Source organism: Gracilibacillus salitolerans, assembly GCF_009650095.1.
GTDB classification, from domain to species: domain Bacteria; phylum Bacillota; class Bacilli; order Bacillales; family Amphibacillaceae; genus Gracilibacillus; species Gracilibacillus salitolerans.
In genome coordinates this window covers 3950340-3970873 of record NZ_CP045915.1, presented here as the reverse complement: position 1 = coordinate 3970873, position 20534 = coordinate 3950340, and the positions used below count along the sequence as shown (strand labels likewise).

15 protein-coding genes are annotated in these 20534 nt (G+C 38.4%); 5 read left to right on the top strand and 10 right to left on the bottom strand.

All coding sequences use genetic code 11. The annotated features are described in order from the left end of the window. Window positions 1-60: 60 nt before the first annotated feature. From GI584_RS18940 to GI584_RS18925, 4 genes are all read left to right on the top strand, one after another. Window positions 61-933 carry a carbohydrate ABC transporter permease gene (locus GI584_RS18940; protein ID WP_153792209.1) on the top strand — a complete coding sequence of 291 codons (873 nt, stop codon included), beginning with the start codon at window positions 61-63 and terminating at the stop codon, window positions 931-933. Between the two features lie 3 nt (window positions 934-936). Beyond that, window positions 937-1809: a carbohydrate ABC transporter permease gene (locus GI584_RS18935; protein WP_153792208.1), complete on the top strand. Its 873-nt coding sequence runs from the start codon at window positions 937-939 to the stop codon at window positions 1807-1809. A gap of 14 nt (window positions 1810-1823) precedes the next feature. After that, window positions 1824-4913, top strand: coding sequence for a beta-galactosidase (locus GI584_RS18930; protein ID WP_153792207.1), 3090 nt, complete (start codon window positions 1824-1826; stop codon window positions 4911-4913). A gap of 426 nt (window positions 4914-5339) precedes the next feature. Then, window positions 5340-7850 carry a rhamnogalacturonan lyase gene (locus GI584_RS18925; RefSeq protein WP_153793017.1) on the top strand — a complete coding sequence of 837 codons (2511 nt, stop codon included), beginning with the start codon at window positions 5340-5342 and terminating at the stop codon, window positions 7848-7850. A 554-nt stretch (window positions 7851-8404) separates the two neighbouring features. Here GI584_RS18925 and GI584_RS18920 read toward each other — a convergent pair. From GI584_RS18920 to GI584_RS18900, 5 genes are read right to left on the bottom strand one after another with little or no spacing between them, the layout of a single operon-like run. Next, entirely contained in the window at window positions 8405-9199 is a 795-nt protein-coding gene (locus GI584_RS18920; RefSeq protein WP_153792206.1) for a CYTH domain-containing protein, read from the bottom strand. Beyond that, window positions 9196-10275: an MBL fold metallo-hydrolase gene (locus GI584_RS18915; RefSeq protein WP_153792205.1), complete on the bottom strand. Its 1080-nt coding sequence runs from the start codon at window positions 10273-10275 to the stop codon at window positions 9196-9198. Before GI584_RS18915 ends, GI584_RS18920 begins: the two co-directional genes overlap by 4 nt. Continuing rightward, window positions 10275-11927, bottom strand: coding sequence for an ABC transporter permease (locus tag GI584_RS18910; RefSeq protein ID WP_153792204.1), 1653 nt, complete (start codon window positions 11925-11927; stop codon window positions 10275-10277). Before GI584_RS18910 ends, GI584_RS18915 begins: the two co-directional genes overlap by 1 nt. Window positions 11928-11966: 39 nt before the next feature. Continuing rightward, window positions 11967-12983, bottom strand: a complete 1017-nt coding sequence (locus GI584_RS18905; RefSeq protein ID WP_153792203.1) for an ABC transporter substrate-binding protein — start codon at window positions 12981-12983, stop codon at window positions 11967-11969. Then, window positions 12980-13954: an ABC transporter ATP-binding protein gene (locus tag GI584_RS18900; RefSeq protein ID WP_153792202.1), complete on the bottom strand. Its 975-nt coding sequence runs from the start codon at window positions 13952-13954 to the stop codon at window positions 12980-12982. Before GI584_RS18900 ends, GI584_RS18905 begins: the two co-directional genes overlap by 4 nt. Window positions 13955-14101: 147 nt before the next feature. On the opposite strand from GI584_RS18900, the gene GI584_RS18895 reads away from it, so the two are divergent. Further along, window positions 14102-14986, top strand: coding sequence for a LysR family transcriptional regulator (locus tag GI584_RS18895; protein WP_153792201.1), 885 nt, complete (start codon window positions 14102-14104; stop codon window positions 14984-14986). Between the two features lie 291 nt (window positions 14987-15277). Here GI584_RS18895 and hpaB read toward each other — a convergent pair whose 3' ends face one another. From hpaB to GI584_RS18870, 5 genes are all read right to left on the bottom strand, one after another. Next, window positions 15278-16699 carry a 4-hydroxyphenylacetate 3-monooxygenase, oxygenase component gene (hpaB, locus tag GI584_RS18890; protein ID WP_153792200.1) on the bottom strand — a complete coding sequence of 474 codons (1422 nt, stop codon included), beginning with the start codon at window positions 16697-16699 and terminating at the stop codon, window positions 15278-15280. 485 nt (window positions 16700-17184) lie between these two features. Next, on the bottom strand, window positions 17185-18018 hold the full coding sequence (locus GI584_RS18885) for a phosphoenolpyruvate hydrolase family protein (RefSeq protein WP_194842046.1): 834 nt from the start codon (window positions 18016-18018) through the stop codon (window positions 17185-17187). 16 nt (window positions 18019-18034) lie between these two features. Next, window positions 18035-19240 (bottom strand): Tm-1-like ATP-binding domain-containing protein, encoded by a 1206-nt coding sequence (locus GI584_RS18880; RefSeq protein WP_153792198.1) that lies wholly within the window; start codon window positions 19238-19240, stop codon window positions 18035-18037. Between the two features lie 109 nt (window positions 19241-19349). Further along, window positions 19350-19706 carry a cupin domain-containing protein gene (locus GI584_RS18875; RefSeq protein ID WP_153792197.1) on the bottom strand — a complete coding sequence of 119 codons (357 nt, stop codon included), beginning with the start codon at window positions 19704-19706 and terminating at the stop codon, window positions 19350-19352. Window positions 19707-19797: 91 nt separating this feature from the next. Further along, complete coding sequence (locus GI584_RS18870) at window positions 19798-20352, bottom strand: helix-turn-helix domain-containing protein (RefSeq protein WP_153792196.1); 555 nt, start codon at window positions 20350-20352, stop codon at window positions 19798-19800. Window positions 20353-20534 lie beyond the last annotated feature (182 nt).

Below are 20534 nucleotides of genomic sequence, written 5' to 3'. Positions count from 1 at the left end.
TCAGAATAATGTAAGCCCTTTTATAATGGAGAAAAGTTAGCAGTTGTAGGGAGTGATTACATGCATTTACTTAAAAAACCGTGGATCATAGCAGTGGGTGTTATACCCGCACTGATCATTTATCTGATTTTTAGTATTGTACCAATTTTTATTTCATTTTATTATTCTTTTATGTCTTGGAATGGTTTTTCTGAGATGCAGTTTATTGGACTTGGAAACTTTAAAGAGGTTTTTCAGGATTCTGTCTTTTGGTTATCTGTACGGAACAATATATTAGTTGTCCTGGCTTCCGTGTTTGGGCAGATACCGATTGCTTTGGCATTAGCGTTATTATTGAATCGTAAAATTAAAGGCGCTAAATTTTTCCGTACGGTCGGTTTTATGCCGGTTGTTATTTCTACGGTAGTTATTTCGATAACCTGGCGTATGATCTACAATTCGGAATACGGCATGATCAATAATTTTTTGGAGGCAATAGGGCTAGGTTTTCTCCAGCAGAATTGGCTGGGTGCCCCAACCTGGGCAATGGTTGCGGTTTGTATAACGATTATCTGGCAGTTTGTCGGGCTCTATTTTATTATTTTCTTATCTGCGTTGCAAACGGTTCCGAGTGAAATCTTGGAGGCAGCTGATCTGGATGGGGCTTCGGAGTGGCAAAAAACACGCTATGTAGTTATTCCGTCGATATGGAATATCATTTTGATTTCGATCGTGCTTTGTATCAGTGGAAGTTTGAAAACGTTTGATTTAATTTATGTGATGACATCTGGTGGACCTGCGAATTCCACGGAGGTAATGGCTACTTATATGTATAACAAAACATTTGAAGGACTTCGTTATGGATATGGTAGTGCGATTTCTGTATTAATATTTATGTTTAGTATTGGGCTGATCTTAATAACTACTAAATTACTCCGCAGAAAAGAGGTGTAGACAATGAGTGAATCAATGGTTAACTACGATACGATTTCTAAGCAAGCTCGCAAGAAAAAGCGATTTAAACGAAGTACGATTTATTTAATATTATTGGTGTTTACCATTATCAATGCTTATCCTATCTTTTGGATGATTATGAATTCCTTTAAAACAGGTCAGGAATTTTCCTTTGATCCATTCGGACTGCCAGATGAATGGGTGTTTGTCAATTATGTCGAAGCATGGGTGACGGCAAATATAGGATCTTATTTCTTTAACAGTTTATTTGTCGGGATTGTCGCTTTACTTATTTGTATATTGGTTGGCGCATTTGCTTCCTATTTTCTGGCACGCTTTCAATTCAAAGGCAGAAATATGTTATACGGCTTTTTTGTAGTGGGTCTGCTAGTCCCTATTCACGCAACATTAGTTCCGATGTTTATCTTAATGCAAAAGCTCGGTTTCATTAATACCCATTTGGCCTTAATATTTCCATATGTTGCCTTCAATTTACCGATTACAATTTTCTTGTTAACCAGCTTTATGGCTTCTTTCCCAAAAGAAATAGAAGAATCAGCTATTATGGATGGATGCGGTGCCTTTCGGATCTTTTGGTCGATTATTTTGCCGATGAGTCGTCCAGCATTAGCGACGGCAGTTATTTTAAACTTTATTAACAACTGGAATGAATTCTCGTTTGCATTAGTACTAATTAACGATGACGCATTAAGTACTTTGCCGTTAGGGTTAGCTAACTTTGCAGGTCAGTATGCAACCAACTATACGGCCCAAATGGCAGGGCTAACAATGGTATTAATTCCAACCATTCTGTTTTATTTAATTATGGAAAAACAAATCGTTAATGGCATGACACAAGGTGCTGTAAAAGGTTAAGAGGAGGATTATCTGTGACAAAAACATTGATTTTTTATGATGAGCGATTTCCGTATGCCGGCACTAGACCTTCACAAGAATGGCTAGAACAATTAGGGGATCAGTTTGAGGTTGTAGATGCGAATCACTTATCTCCAGCCTTAGCCAAGTATGATTTTAACAGCTATGTGCATTTACATGGTCCTTATTTTCCTAAAGAAGCATGGTCGAATCTGTTAGCCTTTTTTGAAAAAGGGCATGGATTACTACATATAGGTGGCGCTCCTTTTCGTAACCCGGTCCATCAATCGGAAGAAGGAGAATGGCAAATAGAAAGGACACAAACAGCATATCACCGTCAATTACAGATACATGAAGTATTACCGGTTGATCCCGAACCAATAGAGAAACTGGTGACGGATAGGAAGATCCCGGTTTTTGAAGGGAAAGAGTCGCTGTTTTCGATCGAACCGACACATAACTTGATTTTACACGTCACACGTTATCGGGATCGTCCAGAAGAAAATGGTTCCAGCGGTCCCATGGATGCACATATTTATCCGTTGCTAAAAGGAATATCAAAAGATGACCGGGAAGTAGCTGCTCCAGCAGTGTTATTGGAAAACACAAAGGGCAGATTTGCTGGTGGCCGGTGGTTATTTATCAATCAAACGGTTAACGATCATTTCTGGCAAAATGGTGGATTAGATGCGATTTTGGAGTGGAATACTTTTACTGGAAAAGGTGTGACAGAAATCTGGGTGAAGCCAAATTACGCAACATATGAGCCAGGTGACCGGGCAAGCCTTACTATCCAGACGGAAAAAATCGTTAGGAATGAAGAAAAGCCGGAAGTGTGGCAATTTGATATGACACTCACGCACGAATCGGAGTTAGTCTGGACAGCGAGTGAAAAATTAACCGTAACAGAAGAGCTGCAATTTTCAAGGATACCGGTAAATATGGCTATTCGAAAAGGGCAGTATCTAATCGAATGTCGTGCCACTTCTGAGTCAGGAGAAATGCGCATTTATACACAAGGATTCTGGGGAAATGATCCTGAATTATTACAGGAAGGAAGTGTCATGAAAGCGGGAAGAGATTACTTCTGGAAAGATGGCCGGCCTTTCCCAATTGTAGGGCAAACCTATATGACTTCGGATGTTGCGCGTAAGTTTATCTTTATGCCGAACGTAGCGGCTTGGGATCAGGATATGGCAACGATGAAAGAGGCAGGGATTAATTTAATTCGGACTGGACTTTGGACAGCATGGCGCCACATGATGTTTATCGATGGACATGCTTCTGAAGAGGTATTGCGTGCGATTGATGCCTTTCTACTTACTGCCAAGAAGTATGATATCGAAGTAACCTTTAACTTTTTCGCTTTTACGCCAATTGCTTTTGAGGGGGACAATCCTTACCTTGATCCGCGAAGTGTAAAAGCACAAAAACGTTTTATTAGCGCTTTGGTATCAAGACATGCTACAACGACCAATGTGCAATGGGATTTAATTAATGAACCATCTATGTTTGATCCGAAGCGTTATTTCCAAGGACCTCGTTCTGCACAAGATCGCTTTGAACATACTGCATTTGTGCAATGGCTGAAAGAGAGGCATGAGTCGATTACCATACTTCAAGAGCGTTGGGATATGACTCCTGAAGAATTACCAGACTTTGAGTCAGTTGCATTACCTGAGCAAGAAGAGATTAATTTTGATATTCAGGATATGAAGCAGCCTAAGCAAGGACTTCGTTGGTTGGATTATACATTATTTACGATGGAAATGCATAATCAGTGGGCAAAAGAATTAACAGCTACGATTAAGTCAATAAATACAAAACAGTTAGTGACAGTCGGTCAAGACGAGGCGTTAAGTAGTCAGCGTCCTACACCGTTTTTCTATGAAGAAGCAGTTGATTACACTACTGTTCACTCCTGGTGGCTGATGGATCAGCTTGTATGGGATGGCATCTTTACCAAAGGACCATATAAGCCGAATTTGATTCAGGAAACTGGTATTATGTATGTCGAAACAGCAGACAGCAAAGCCAAACGATCGGAAGAAGAATTGCGTAATATACTCGAACGAAAATATGCGTATGCCTTCTCGACTGGTGGAGCTGGTGCAGTCCAATGGTTGTGGAATACTAACTTTTACATGAATAATACAAATGAATCGAATATTGGTGCATTACGAGCAGATGGTACGCAAAAACCAGAAGCAGATGTTTCCTATGATTTTGGAAAATTCATCGGTGAAATACGTGATCTCTTTGTTGATCGTCAATTAGAAGAGGTTGCTGTTGTGTTCCCATATTCTAATGATTTTTCGAATCGTAAATTTGCTTTTGATGCTACTACTAAATTAACAAGAGTTCTCGCATATCAAATGAATGTCCCATTTAGAGCAATGGGAGAGTATCATCTAGAGGCATTGGAGGAACAGCCACCGAAATTGTTGATGGTACCTAGTGCCCATAACTTTAGCCAGGAAGCGCTGAAGAAAGTATTCCAATATGTTGAAAAGACGGGGGCAACTCTATTATGGACAGGTCCAATTGGACTCGATGAGTACTGGGAGCATTCAGGGAAACGAACAGACCAATTAGGAGAATATCAATTATCCAATGTTGTACGTGAAGAGGTAGTCACAATTGATGGTGTAAATTATCCCGTTTCTTTTGGCAATCGCCGTATTGGTGAAGTAAATAAGGAGATTGTGGTTGACCAGGATGATGCAAGTTTAATAGAAGTAGAGATTGGCAAAGGAAGATTACTATGGTGCCCGTTGCCTGTTGAATTGAACGAACGTACCGATGTATTAACGGCATTATATCGAAAGGCGCTATCCCATGCCGGAGTAGAAGAAGAATTGGAGTGGATCGAAGGTGGGGAACTTCCGGGGATTTATGGAAGAAAACTGATTTTCCAAGATGGATCCCTGTATACATTTGTATCTGAATATGCAGTTAATACAAATATAAAAATAAAAGACACTGCAACCAATCAGGTATTTCAGTTCAATCTAGAGAAAGAACGATCTGTTTTATTTGCAACAGATAAACAAGGTAACATCACAGCATCCTATCGTGATCAGGAAATTAAGAAGCAGGTATAGAAGTAAACAAAAGTAAGAAATAAAAAATCCCCATCCTTTTGGCTTATTGGAATTCATGAAAATCGAGCCAATTAGGAGGGGATTTATTTTTGTGTGATTTTCTAATTAGATACGATGAAGTGGGATTTATAACATATATTATGTTTCGATCTATATAAAAGATATTCCTGTGAATATAGGTCTAATACTATCGTTGCAAAAGGGTTTCAACCTCTGATTTTTAAAGGTTTTCCTCTGATATTTGGTATTTTGAAATTCGCTTTCTCTGTTATAATCATGTTCACGAAGGGAGGATGAGAAGTTCCATTTCGCTAAAATGAAAGCGTTTGCTAATTATGTCTGATGCGAAGATTCCAAAAAAAATTAGGGAGTGATTATGTGAGAAATCGATCGTTCACGAAAAAAGTATTTTGTTCCATTACAGCTATGACTTTACTTCTTTCAGGTGCAGCAAGTGTATCAGCAAATGATCATCACACAAAACAACAACCAGATGTAACAGAAGGGATTCAGCTAGAGAATTTAGACAGAGGATTAATAGCTGCTTCCACCTCTGAAGGTGTGTTTTTAAGTTGGCGGCTTCTCGTAAATGAAGTATCCGGTTATTCAGATAGTGGTCTAACAGGTGTGGACTTCCACGTATATCGTAACGGTGAAAAAGTGGCAACAGTTGTGGATAGCACGAATTATTTAGATGTGGAAGGTTCCTCTGATGATGAATATACCGTACGAGCGGTAGTAGATGGAGAGGAAATTCAGGAGAGTGATACAACTATACCTTGGGATGAAGGGTATTACGATTTACCTTTACAAAAACCAGCAGATGGTGAAACTCCAGCTGGAGAATCCTATACGTACCATGCAAATGATATGAGTGTTGGCGATGTGAATGGTGATGGCCAATATGAATATGTTGTAAAATGGGAGCCGAGCAATTCTAAGGATGTATCACAGGTTGGTTACACAGGCAATACTTACTTAGATACGTATACCTTTGACGGAGAGCTTCTTTATCGAATTGACTTAGGTGTAAACATTCGATCAGGGGCACACTATACGCAATTTTTAGTTTATGATTTTGATGGAAATGGCAAGTCGGAAATCATGTTTAAAACAGCTCCTGGAACAAAGGTTATTAAGTACGATGAAGACGGTGAGGTTTCTTCAGAAGAATATATTACCATGCTAGAAGAAGATATCGAAGCAGGGTTTAGTCACGATGATGATTATCGAATGAGTAGTGGTGACTATTATGAGCATATCGTCGATTTATTTGTGAATTGGCATGAACAGGAAGAAGTCGTAAACGGTGACTGGCCGGAAACCTTGGAAGAAGCTTTTGACATCGAACCTCAATATGATTACCCGTTATCTAGAGAGGATGCAGAAAGCTTAGCTGATTATTTTATGGACGAGTATGCCCCATCAAGAAGTGGCAACAATGATCTTAGAAACTTCGAAGGTTTTATTTTAGAAGGACCAGAGTATTTATCCGTGTTTAATGGTGAGTCAGGTGAAGAATTAGAAACCATTCAGTATAAACCAGCACGTGAGGACGATGGTTTGAGATGGGGAGACTATGCGATGTCTCGTATCGAACCTGGGAATCGCGTTGATCGCTTTTTAGCTGGTGTTGCATACTTAGATGGAGAGAATCCTTCTGCTGTATTTGCGAGAGGGTACTATACGAGATCAACAATTGTTACTTATGACTGGGACGGAGAAAGTCTAAGTGAAAATTGGTATGTGGATAGTGGCTGGACGCCTATGAGCAATCCATTTAATGATGGACCGCATGGCGTTGATGGAACGGATGAAGAGTTTGGCACCATTACGACACAAGGGTTCCACTCATTAAGTGCTGCGGATGTCGATGGAGATGGTAAGCATGAAATTGTCTATGGTGGTGCAACAATCGATCATGATGGTTCTTTACTATATAGTTCATTTGATGAAATGCCTGAAGAAGGTGCAGCAGAAGGCATGGCACGATTAGGTCATGGTGATGCGATGCATGTAGCTAACATTGATCCAAATCGCCCTGGATTGGAAATGTTCATGGTATTTGAAGGTGGAGCCTGGGCGCCGTACGGTTATGCATTACGTGATGCAGCAACCGGTGAAGTTATTTATGGTGATTACACTGGTCGCGATACCGGCCGTGGCATGATTGGTGACGTCCTACCTGATGAGCCTGGATTAGAGACGTGGGCAGTTGGCTTGCATACAGCAGACGGAAGAGAAATAGCAGATAGCTGGCAAGGAGCTCCAGGAACAAACATGAATATTAAATGGTCTGCAGATATGACAACCCAAATCATTAATGGTTCTAGAGATCAAACACCAACAATCGACCACTGGCAGAAGGGAACGGTTCTAACTGCCGAAGGAACGAGAACAAATAACTGGACAAAAGGGAATCCGGGCTTGGTAGCTGATATATTTGGTGACTGGCGAGAAGAGCTACTTGTAAGAACGGAAGATAGTTCCGCCATTCGAATCTACTTAAGTACAGAAGTAACGGATCGTAAGCTTTATACATTAATGCATGACCCGCAATATCGGGCAGAAATAGCTAGACAAAATACAAGTTACAATCAGCCGGCGTACACGAGCTTTTACCTTGCTTCTGACATCGATTGGTCTCAAGTGCCAATTCAGGATGTTTGGTTGCCGATCAATACATCAGCTCTCCAAGAACAAATGGATAGCTATATCGAATCTGGTGATTTAAACGGTCCATTAGCGGATCAATTGACAAATACGTATAAACAAGTGGTTCATCATTATGAGAAAAGATCAGAGGAGCAAGCGCTTAAGTTTATTGAAAAGTATTTGAATCAGATTGAGAAACCATCGATGCAGCAACATATATCGGAAGATGCGAAAGAAACACTAGTGGAAGCGATTGAAGCTTTGGGTGAGCGGTTGAATTAATAGACAAGAAGGGGAGAGAGCGATTGCTTTTCTCCCTTCTTTTTTATTACCATAGAGATTGGTATGCCTACACTTTCCATATGATGAAGCATTCGCTATGCTAAAATGTCTTTCTGGAAATCAAAGGTATGATACGAGTGAAAAAACGAGAAATTCGCTTTGAATGAATTTCGACTCTCATTTCTTGGTTTATATATGCCATTCTTTTAGAAAGTGCAAACAGCTAACGGTCATAACCGTTGTAGAGCAATTTTATAGCGGAGGCCGCCCACTTTCACTCCTGTGGGACTGTTTTCTCTGAAGATCCACTTTTCCGAGCGATCTTTGCTTGGAAAAGTTAGCTGAAGGGAAAACCCCACGGAAAGAGAAGTGGGCAGCCAGAGCGGTTGCTTAGCAATCACAACTTTTCAATATAACCGCAAAAGTTAGTGAACATTTTCCTTCTTTTATGCAATTGAAAAATCCGAATGATAACAAATTCTGTTCGTAGAATTTGAAACATCGTTCGGATTTCACTTTTATCAAATTACTTTTTTCCCAGCCTCTTTACATTATCATCGATCCATTACAAATCCAGTTTTAGAGGTTTGCTCATCACTTAACCAACCTGCATCTGTTAACTTTTTCAACCATGATGATTCAATTTGATCTGCTTCATCTTTTTCAGGAGTCTTAGTTGAAATTTCAGCTATTATTTCCCCTTTAAAAGACCATATCTCTACATCTGCATCAACACCCTGAAAACTACCCTCATAGGTGTGCACTAATGCTGGACCATAAGGGATAGTGTTGCCCAATGTTTCTTGATACCAGTCTTCATCGTCCCAATTTCTATATTTTTTAGGCGCTTCTTCTTGGAAAAGGTTAATCGCATTTTCTGGATCGATTAGATCAAAGCGTAAGGAATCATTTTTCTCGAATTTTTCCTTACGACTGATGGAAAACCTGTCGATTCCCTCTTTTCGATCATTTTCAAACTTATAATTGGACATATCACCGTGAAAGCCTTTTGCACTTGCTTCTTCGATAGCATCAGGAATAGCTACTCCTGGGAATACTTTCTTGTACGTGATATTTGTTTTCTTATCGCTTGCATACACACGAAGACGGTGGATATATCCTAGTTCACGAAATGTTTGATCAGGTGTATCAAAATAATAGACCATCAAATCTTCGTCATGTTCTGCATCGAATGTATCGAGCATGTCCAATCTACTAGGAAAAGAGTCTAAATCAAGATTGAATTTCACTTCGTAACCAGGTTCAATTTCGCTATCAGCATAAGTCGGTACAGCAACACTTACCATGACAGTCAACAATAAGGTAAACAAAACGATTATTTTTTTCATCGTACAAACCCTCCAGTAATATAATTTTCTGAACATAACCGATCTAAAATAGTTTCTAAATCACGTTCTTCACTATGGAAAAAAATATATTCTTCTGCATCGATTGTTCTGACTAATGCTTTTAAATCTTTACTATCAGGGTGTGATTTATAAAAAGGAGACTTTTCATCCTTATATACACCGGTCTTTATTTCTTGAAAGCCAGCTGTTTTATCTAATAATAAATAGATCCCAGGCTCTTTTATTCCCTCATAGATTTTCAAACGCTCATTTTCTAACATAACTTCTAATTCATCCATTTTTCCTTTGCGTATGTTATCTGGATTTGTTCGATAACACTGTAAATGTTCCTGTAAAGCATGATCGATAAGAAAGTTTCTATCAGGAAGTGCTTGATAGAGTGAAAATAAGAGATCACAAGCTTTTCCTGATATCGTAATGGGAAGCAGATAACTTTCAGATGGCTCTTTTAGTGCTGATAAAATATTAGTGATACTCTTGTCGTTGGGCATCGTTTGTGCAGCATGGCCACTGTCAATCAATGCGATATCATAAGCAAGTATATTTGGTATGTCTGTAACCAATAGGGGAGAAGCAAGTGCTATATCCCCAGAATAAAAGATAGATTGATCTCTCAAATAAAAGCTGTACCATACACTTCCAAGCATATGTCCACTATAGCCCCAAGTTATCGAAAGATTTTCTGTAATGTTGATCTGTTTGCCTTTTGTATTTTTGGCAAAAGATCTAAAATGTATAGCCTCTATAGCTGTATCCGGCCATTTTGGAATGATCGTTGGCAATTGATATAAGCTGGATTCACTCATCCATACGTCGCCTTTGAAGCCTTTTGTTGCTAATAATGGAAGTGCTCCGATGTGATCGTTATGAACATGTGAGATAAATACTGCTTGAATCGATTGTGCTATTTCTTCCGTAATGGCTGGATATACTTCTGGACTCCCATTTCGAACTCCACAATCAAGCATAATGCGTGTGTTGGTTGTTTGGTCTGACACAATAAAACAGTTTCGACCATATTCTTTTACTCCTCCTAGGACGGTCACATCTATCATTAGTTTGCGTGTAACGCCTTTCGTTGCAAGAGTTCAATGAGAAAAATGCAAAGTACTGTTAACAGTACAGTGATTACTGCCATTGCCATTCCTTTTGATACATCACCTTGTTCAAATTGGCTATAAATAAAGGTGGCACTAGTTTCAACTGATGGAGGAAGAATAAGTAAAGATCCAACTAGTTCACGCATCGAAATAATAAATGTCATCATCCACCCGGCTAAAATGCCTTGTCCTAATAGCGGTAACCATACCTTTAATAAAATCATCCCATAGTTTTGAGCGAACACGGCATTGGAATGATGGATAGATGGATGAAGCTGTGATAATGCTGATTTCGTATACTGAACAGAATAAGGTAAAAATAGCACAATATAAGTAACGATTGGCATCCAGTTGGTATTATAGATGGTTGTAGGAAGCCATGCTGCATTCCAAAATAGAATGAGACCAACGACAAAGACAATACCTGGAATAATATTGGACAATAGACTAGTAAAATCAAGTAGCTGTTGTGGTTTCCTTTTGGCATCTCTTATATATAGTGCAGCACAAAATCCAATAAGAGCTGCAATAGTGGAAGCTACAAACGCAAAGTTAATGCTATTCATCAGTGCTGTGAAGCTGGATGAACCGACTGTGAAAAGCTCGCCATAGTGACTGAGTGTTACATTATCTAAACTGAGCGGTTCTCCACGTACTTTTAATAGTGATGTTGCAATAATCGAAAAATACGGGACCCCGATAGACAGTCCGATGATAATATATACATATCCGCTATAAAAGATTCGAACAAGCAGTGAATCTTTCAGTTGGCTAGAACTTGTTGATTTACCTGAATGAACACCATACGTATATTTACGACTAATAACATTCTGAACATACCAAATCACCATACAGACACTAAGTAATAGTAAAGATAAGCTGGTAGCTGCTGAAATGTTAATGGGCCATCGTGATAAATAGGCATGAATCTCTGTTGTAAAGACATCATAGCCAATTCTTTTTCCGAAAGTGGCAGGTGTTCCGAATTCGGCTAATGTTTTGATAAAGACGAGTAAGGCTGCCATCACATAGCTAGAAATCAGTAAAGGTAAAATAACCCGAATCCAATTCAAGACGGGATTACCACCGTAAATCATTGTTGCATCTTGAAACGAACCGTCAATTCTAATTAAAGCATTTTTAAGCATAAAATAGAGAAAAGGGTACAGGTGCATGCTCATAATAAATACCATTCCCGCTATACTGAAAAAGGTAAAAGGTGCCTCTGAAGCAAAGATTTGCTCATAATAGCCGTTGTGCTGCATAAACAAAATCCATCCCATAGAACCGATATATGGTGGTGTCATAAAAGGAATGATAAAGACAATATCTAACCATTCGCTTTTGACGAGAAATGTTTTCGTTCTGATGATCGCTAACGGTAGCGCAATACATGTCGTTGTAGCAATTACATAGACACCTAGTAATAGTGAATTTTGCATCGTTTGTATAATGCTGTTATTTCGTATAACAGATAATAATGATTCAAATGACAATGTGCCATTTTCAAAAAAAGTATAGCCGAGAACCGCAATAAGTGGTGCTACAGCTAAAATACTAAGTATGATAAACAACGCCGTAAAAGGGGCATGTCTACGGAAAATCATACGTATTCCTCCATTATGTTACATCATCACGTAGAAGTATTAATCCATAGATGTAAATTTATTTAATGTTTCTGTTTGTTTTTCTTCGATATTATCCAAGTCCAAAGGAAGTGTTGGAATATCACTTAAGGCTGCACGATTATTTAATTCAATCTCATCATTACCAGGTAAAATATAGGCATCTGCAACTAATTGCTGTGCGGTGTCAGATAAAAGGAAATCTATATATTCTTGTGCACCTTCCGCATTTTGCGCATCTGCTAGTATAGCTGCAGCACGAGGGCTGATAACTGTACCACTTTCCGGATAGTAGATATCAACTGGTTCACCACTGTCTTTTGCTTTATATGTCATATAATCTACAGACGAAACTACGACATCATTATCTCCAGTAATAACAGAATTTAATGCTTCTTTATTAGCGCCTGCTATAAGTAAATCATTATCCAGCCAGCTTTGGATGGTTTCCCATCCGTCATCATTTTGATTGGTTAACCCATATAGAAAGTCGACTGCAGAACCAGAAGAAGTAGGGTCAGGCATTGCGACACGTCCTTGCCATTCTGGTTCACTAAATTCGGCCCAATCAGCATCAAGTGACTCTACTTGATTGGTGTTATAGGCTACACCAAGAGCGGCGGCACTATATCCATAATAATAATGATCAGGATCACTCCATTCTGGGTTGACGCTGTCACCATTTTCCGATTCATATGCTTGTAGTTTATCTTCGGATTTTAATCCTTCCATAGATGGAACAGAAGCTAGTACGACAACATCTGCAACTGGATTATTCGCTTCCGCTTCTAAACGAGATAGAATTTTTCCGGTAGTACTTTGGAACATTTCGACCTTGATACCTGATTCTTCTTCAAATGCTTCTTGAATATTTTCAGCAAGTCCTCCTGGTCCAGCAGAATATACGGTAATGGTATTATCATCAGTAGAAGAGCTATTTTCAGCACCTGAAGCTTCATCAGAGCCAGCTCCACAAGCACTTAGAAGTAATGCAGATGTAAAAATCCCTGCCATCGCAGTTCGTTTTAACTTTTTCATAGTATTGCCTCCTGTTTTGTTAAAGAATGAATATTATTTTCCTCGACATAAAGCTTAATTTTAGTGCCTTGTTCATGAGGATGATGATCATAAAATTTCCACAGCTGACCATTTGTCTCAACAAAGATGACATAACGGTCTCCTTCATACATGCTTTTTTTCACAACCCCCAATCTGAATGTCGTGTTTTTGTGTGGATAAAGATGAACGTTCTCTGGACGAATCATTTTCTCTTTATCCTCAACCCAGTTGGTCTTGCCAATGAAGTTCGCTACAAATGGATTTGCTGGAGAGTGATATATTGCTTCAGGTGAACCTGTTTGGACAACGTCTCCGGTATCCATGACAATCATGCTGTCTGACATAGCCATTGCTTCTGTTTGATCGTGTGTGACAAAAATGGCTTGTGCACCAATTGATTGGACGATGGTTAAAATCTCCTCACGCATCTGTTCACGCAAGATGGCATCAAGTGCACTGAGCGCTTCATCGAAAAGGATAAGCTTCGGATTAATGGCGATAGCTCGAGCCAACGCGACACGCTGTTGTTGCCCTCCTGATAATTCGCCAGGCTTCATGGCTGCTTTTGCATCAAGCTTCACTTTCAACAGGGCATCGTGAACAATATCAGCTCGTTCAGATTTGGATACTTTCCCTCGAAGACCGAATCCAACATTTTCAAAGACAGTCATGTGCGGCCATAGTCCAAAATCTTGAAATACCATGGCAATTTGTCGCTTGTTTGGTTTTACATTGATTTTTTTTGACTTTGAAAAAATAGTCTGGTCATCGAAAAGAATGTCTCCAGCTGTTGGTTCTGTCAGCCCTGCTAACATTTTTAATAATGTTGTTTTGCCACAACCTGATTGACCGAGAATCGTAACAAAGGTGTCTTCGATCGTTAAATCAATCGGCTTAACAGCTTGTACATTGCCATATTTCTTCTCGATGCCTTTTAAGCAAATGAGCATGTTATCCTCTCCTTATTTTCTCCTCACTCCTAAGTGTAGAGAACATTTGTTTAGAGAATATTAACTAACTGTTAACATTAAATTAAAAAGAATCTGATAAAATCAACATATCGTTAGAAAAAATCTAAAATACTTTAGGGTGGTAAAGTGAATACTCAAAAATTACATGTATTTATTTCATTAGTAGAAACGAAAAAAATGACAGATACAGCAAATTTACTTGGATTATCAACTCCTACTGTGTCTTTTCATATTAAATCTTTGGAGGACGATTACGGGATTAAGCTTTTTCGCACAAATGCGGGAGGCTACAGACTTACGGATGCGGGAGAGATGCTCTATCATTATGCCAAGCAGTTAAGTCAAATCAATGATGCGTTAGAAAAAAGTGTAGAAGATTATAAGAATGGAGAAAACGGATCTATTAAACTAGGGGCAAGTGGTGTGCCTGCTCAACTTTTTATGCCAGAATTGATCCATCAACTTGCGGAACGTTATCCGCGAATCAAAGTATCACTAGATGTCAAAACAGCACCAGAAATAGAAAGAAGATTGCTATTTCAAGAACTTGATTGTGGTTTAGTGATGGAAACGGGAAATAAGGAACCTGACCTTGTATATGAGCCAATCACCAGTGACAAAATTGTTTTGGCTTTCAGCAAGACTCATCCTTTTGCTGGAAAGGACGGTTTAGGTGAAAGTGATTTATCTGATCAAACATTGCTCGTACACAGGCTATCAAGCTCAACAGGTCATTTTTCTAAATCATGGTTAAAGGAGCAAAAGTTACAAACAGAAATGATTCAACTAGATTCTGTTTCGACGATTATTAAAATGCTCTCTTACGGGAAAGCGGTAGCGTTGATTTCGAAAAGATTGATAGAAAAAGAGGATCATTTAGCCTATATCGAATTTCAGAATCAAGACTTAGAAAGACAAATTCATTTTGTTTATCATCGTAACTTATGGATAAGTGACCCATTTCGGTATTTTCAGGAGCTTGTTTTGGAATTGATGGAGGGGATGAATTAATTATTTGTTAAGGAGAGATTTTAAGTTGGAGGAAAACGCCCTCTAATTAAGATGATTGTATGATACATTATATGGAGAATCATTATCCAGAAAGGAGTGAGTTAATGATGACATTGGCAGTTAAAGAAGAAGGTAGAAAAGAAGGATATTAGAGGGGAAAACCAAAGCATACGCCAATACTGCCGTGCATTTTGGCAGACCTCGCGTCCTTTAGCCACCTTCTAATTGATGCAAACCCTTATACTCCCTTCGACTAGACCACTCTTCTAATTGTAGCCACTCTTTCTCCATCTATTTCAAAAAGTTTTTAATATAGTTTGTATGTTCTGTAAAATCATACTGTTTGCAAAGCTCGCTTGATAGTCGATTGGGACTTCCTAGGAAAAAACGTTCATATTGGGTTTGTCTATTGCCAAACGCACTCATTGTCGCGTCCCATGCTAGGCGAAACAATTGCACTCGATCCTTTGCCTCTAACGTTGCACTTTGCAAATATTGATCTAGATCTTCTCTGATCTCGGACTCAAAATCTGCTTCTGTTGGTATGGATACCAGCCCACTAGATCCTAACAGTTGAACAATTTCCGATAGTCGCGCATATACTTTGGGAAAAGTAGAGGTCGCTACTTGTAAAGGAATGAGTTCTGGACGCATTAGTTCAAATTCGTCTATTTTTGCATTTGCTTCCGCTTTTATTAATAGGGCTTCCATGGTTTCTAGTGCTGTAATCATTTCAGCCATCATTTCTTGGACATTTGGATACTCACTAATGTTAATGGTATTTACAATAGCCTCTGCCAGTCCTATCATAAATTTTGTTTTAATAATCTGTCTGCTAACGATTTGGTGTAAGGTAAAAGGAACAAACGCACTTGCGTTTTTAAAGCTATTGGATACTTCAATATTTTTATAAAAGAATACTCTTTTCCACGGCACGACCACATCATCAAATACTACCAAACTATCTGATTCTTCAAATCGCGAGCTGAGTGGGTAATTGTAAGTAGACTCACCCCCAACAAAAGAATCTCTACTAATGAATTTCAACCCTTTTGTATCACTTGGAATAGCGAAAGCAAAAGCGAATGCTTGGTCGGTGATGCCTCCAGGGGAAAATACAAGAATTTCATCAGTAATACCGCCTTGAGTTGCTAGTAAACGAGCTCCTTTTATGACGATTCCTTCCTTTGTTTCCGCAACAACCTTCGCTGCGATCGGTTCTTCGGAGTCTTCAAAGTAAAGTTGTGAGCGATTAACCTGTGGATTAATAAACGTATGCGTAAAGGATAGATCTTCTTCTCTGGCTTTCATATAAAAATCAGTCAAATGTTCTGCAAAGCAATTTTCTTTTCCGTTCAATAGTTTAGCTGACGCAGCAAAAGTCATTAAAACGGTATTCATATAATCAGGACTCCTACCAAGCATACCTCCGCTCATTTTCGCCCAGTGTTGAATCATTTTTCTTCGCTTTATAAGATCTTCCCTTGTGATTGGCTGTAAGTAAGAGGTCCCAACTAGACTTCCTGTAACAGGTGAGGGATAGGTCATCATATCTTTTTTATGCTGTAGGTCATAAAGGGCGGCTTGACTCTTAATAATCCCCCTAAACGCAGGATGTTCTAAGATGTTTTTTATTTTTTCTCCATTATGCCAAATTTCCACTTGGCGTTTTTTTAATCGATTTCTGTACTCTTCCCCTGTTATTGCTGGCATACTTAGCACCCCTTATCAAAAAATGAACTTACATTATTATATTTTTTTGGGTGGGGAATGTTCCGCATGAGCAATTACTGCTTTTAAATATATTCTTTATTTAGCAATTAATTGCTGAGAAATCTGACGAACACTGATGTTTTCGCTGATAGGTTCCTTTATTAAAACTTTAAGCACATATAAATAAGTGGTTCATCTTGATCAGAAAAAGTCAGAAGATAAAGTGCTTGGGTTTATCGAAAATTATCTCTGACTCAGCTCGAAAAATCAACGTTGCAGAAGCATATTTCGGAAGATGCAAAAGAGGCATTAGGAGAAACAGCCGAAGTTTTTGGCTGAACAGTTGAATAAAAATATTTATATCAAATAAATGACAAAGGGAGAGTAAGCGATCACTTACTCCCCTTTCTAATATGTGTATAATGTGATCAATGTGGGTGAGATCGGATATGTCATAAGTTATAAAAGATTAGTTCTGCGTCGCTTCACTTATTAACGTTAATATTTTTAAACTGTTTAACTTGGTTAGAAATGGCCATTTCTGTTGGAAGGCGCTCAATACTAGAAGCCCCGAAGAAACCAGAAACTCCATCTGTATGTTCTAATACATATTTTGCATCTTCAGGCTCTGAAATTGGGCCACCATGGCAAATAACAATGATGTCTTTCTTTACAGATTTACCTGCATCATGAATTTCTTGTACTAATTGAACAGCATCGTCTAAATTTAATGCGGTTTGTGCCCCGATCGCCCCTTTTGTTGTTAAACCAACATGGGCTACTAACATATCCGCTCCTGCTTCAGCCATCTTAATGGCATCGTCTTTATTGAATACATATGGTGAGGTAAACAAGCCCAATTTACTGGCTTTTTGAATCATTTCAACTTCTAAATCATAACCCATCCCTGTTTCCTCCAGATTTTGTCGGAATTGTCCATCACACAAACCTACTGTAGGGAAGTTTTGAACACCTGAAAATCCCATATCTTGTAGTTGCTTTAAGAATATATCCATATTACGAAAAGGATCTGTTCCACACACACCTGCTAAAACAGGAGTATTTTTCACAATGGTTAGTACTTCATTCCCCATCTCTACAACGATCTGATTAGCATCTCCATAAGGCATAAGACCTGCTAGGGAGCCTCTGCCAGCCATACGATAACGACCAGAGTTATAAATAATAATTAAGTCTATACCTCCTATTTCAGCACTCTTTGCTGATAGACCAGTTCCTGCACCTCCGCCAATTATCGGCTTTCCTTTATCTATGTTTTCTTTTAGTTTTGCTAATATTTCTTTTCTCGAAGTGGTCATGATGATCTCCTTTCTATTATACTAACTTCAATAATTCCTTTGCGATTAATTCGGAAAAAGTAGCATCATTGATGTCTTCTTCCACTTCCTTAAAAGGAATATTTGGATTTAAGTTTTCTTTAATACTTGTATATAAAGCTTCTCGTTGTGCTTTTCCTTCAAAGGGCTGTCCTTCCGTATCTAGTAAAGAAACTCCACCTTTAGGAAAAAGAATTACGGTTTTCTCGTGGGCTTTATTTAATTTTTCTGCAAGCATTCTTCCTAATTTTTCATTTTCTTCTACTGTTGTCCGCATTAGTGTAGTGGTAGGGTTATGTTGGTAGAACGTACGACCTTTAAACTGTGATGGAACGGTTTCCGGTGGACCGAAGTTAACCATATCTAATGCGCCAACCGACACGACTTGTGGAATTCCGTTAATGGCAGCACTTTCTAGTCGACTATCACCTGTCTGAAATATTCCACCAACTAGATTGTCAGCAAGTTCTGTTGTGGTAATATCTACGACGCCTTCTATGAGTCCGTCTTGAACTAATGTTTCCATCGCATCTCCGCCAGTACCTGTAGCATGAAATACTAGAACATCATATCCTTTTGCCTCCAATATTTCTCGCGTTTTAGTTACACAGGGGGTAGTCACTCCGAACATAGTAGCAGCAATCATAGGTTTACTATCAACTTTTGGTCCCTTATCCGATCCTTGTATCATACCACTTAAAGCATTGGCAGCATTTTTAAGAATTTGCACGGATAATCCATTTATACCTGCGATATCCACAACTGAATACATCATCGTTATGTCTTTATTTCCTACATATGGCCTTGTATTACCAGATGCAACAGTAGAAACAAGGATTTTTGGAAATCCTACTGGGGCTTTTCTCATTGCTTCAGATGCTACCGTGGTTCCAGCTGTCCCACCCATACCAAAAATACCAGAAATTTTACCTTCACTAATTAATTTTGGAACTATACTACCAACACCTTTTGTCATTGTTGCTATAGCAGTTCCACGATCATTCTTATTACGTAAATCGTGTAAAAAAACACCACCGGCTTTTGCTACATCAGCACTCGTAATATCACCTTGTATTGTTGATTCATAGATACCGGTATTCATAAGAAGGACTGAGAGATTGTTGTTTTCTAATATGTTTTTCACATATAGAAATTCTTCTTCTTTAGTATCCAATGATCCAATTACTAACACTTTCTTGTTCACTTTATTCACCCTCCCTACTTAAGTAGAAGCAGATTAACATATCAGTAAAAACGAACAAACAGCAAACGCTTACATGTTTAATGAGATTTTTAAAAATAATGAACGGGTGCTACTCTCCAATCGTTTCTCTATTTGGAGAAGAGTACATAATAAGCATACGGCAAGGCTCCCAACTAGTTACTTTCGCATCATGAAGCGTGTTTTTTGGAATTCGGAGCATCATGCCGGGTTTTAAATGGTGAACTTCATCTCCTAAGGAGTGATCACATTCACCCGACAATACAAAAATTAATTCCTCACAATTAGGGTGAAGGTGTCTAGGATTTGATTTACCAGCATCAATATAAACCATACCGAAAGTCATTTCACAATCTGGATCAATATCTTGCCCACAAAGCCACTGTATTTTCCCCCAATCCATATCTAGAATATGTTTCTCTTCACTCAAATTAGTAATGGTTGCCATTGTAATCCTCCTCTAGTCTTTGAAAATAAACTTTCTTTGTTTATTATAATTCAACAATGTTGAATTAACAAGAGGGAAATTTATTTACATATTAAGATGAGGCGAAAACAGCGATGTATTTTACTTCATCTGAAATAGGAGTTAATGTATGTTCTTCTATGGATGTAAAGTATATGGAATCCCCTGGTCCTAAGGTGTATTCCTTATCTCCAACTTTATATTTCATGACCCCTTCTAGGACATAAACAAATTCTTCTCCACTATGGGAAAAGGTGTGATTATATACTTCATTTTTTTTTGCTACAAAGTAATATGGTTGCATCTGTTTATCTTGACGAGTCGCCGCAAAGGCATAGAAAGAATATCCTTTTTCCGTTTTAATTAATCGCCCATCATCTTTGTATGTGCCTGCTTGTGTATAGATGGTTCCTGACTCTTTGTTGTCCTCCAATAAGTCAGAAACCGTTACACCTAAAGCTTCAGCTATCTTCATTAATGTTGCAATCGGAGGAGTTGTAACCCCGTTTTCAATTTTGGATAGAAGACTCTTACTAAATCCGCATGCCGAAGCAATCTCTTCTAATGTTCTATTTTGTTGCTTGCGAATATATCGAACTTGTTTTCCTAATTTTGAACCTATATTCATATTAAAATTCCTTTCTATATTAAATGTAGTATTATATGATTTCATGCTAAATATTAAAATCCAGTGACTATGATTCAACATTATTGCCATTATACATCAAAAAATATAAGTTCATCCATGAATTATAAAATGAAGTTCTTTATTAGACCATTTTATGATACAAATAGCTATTAATTGTTGGT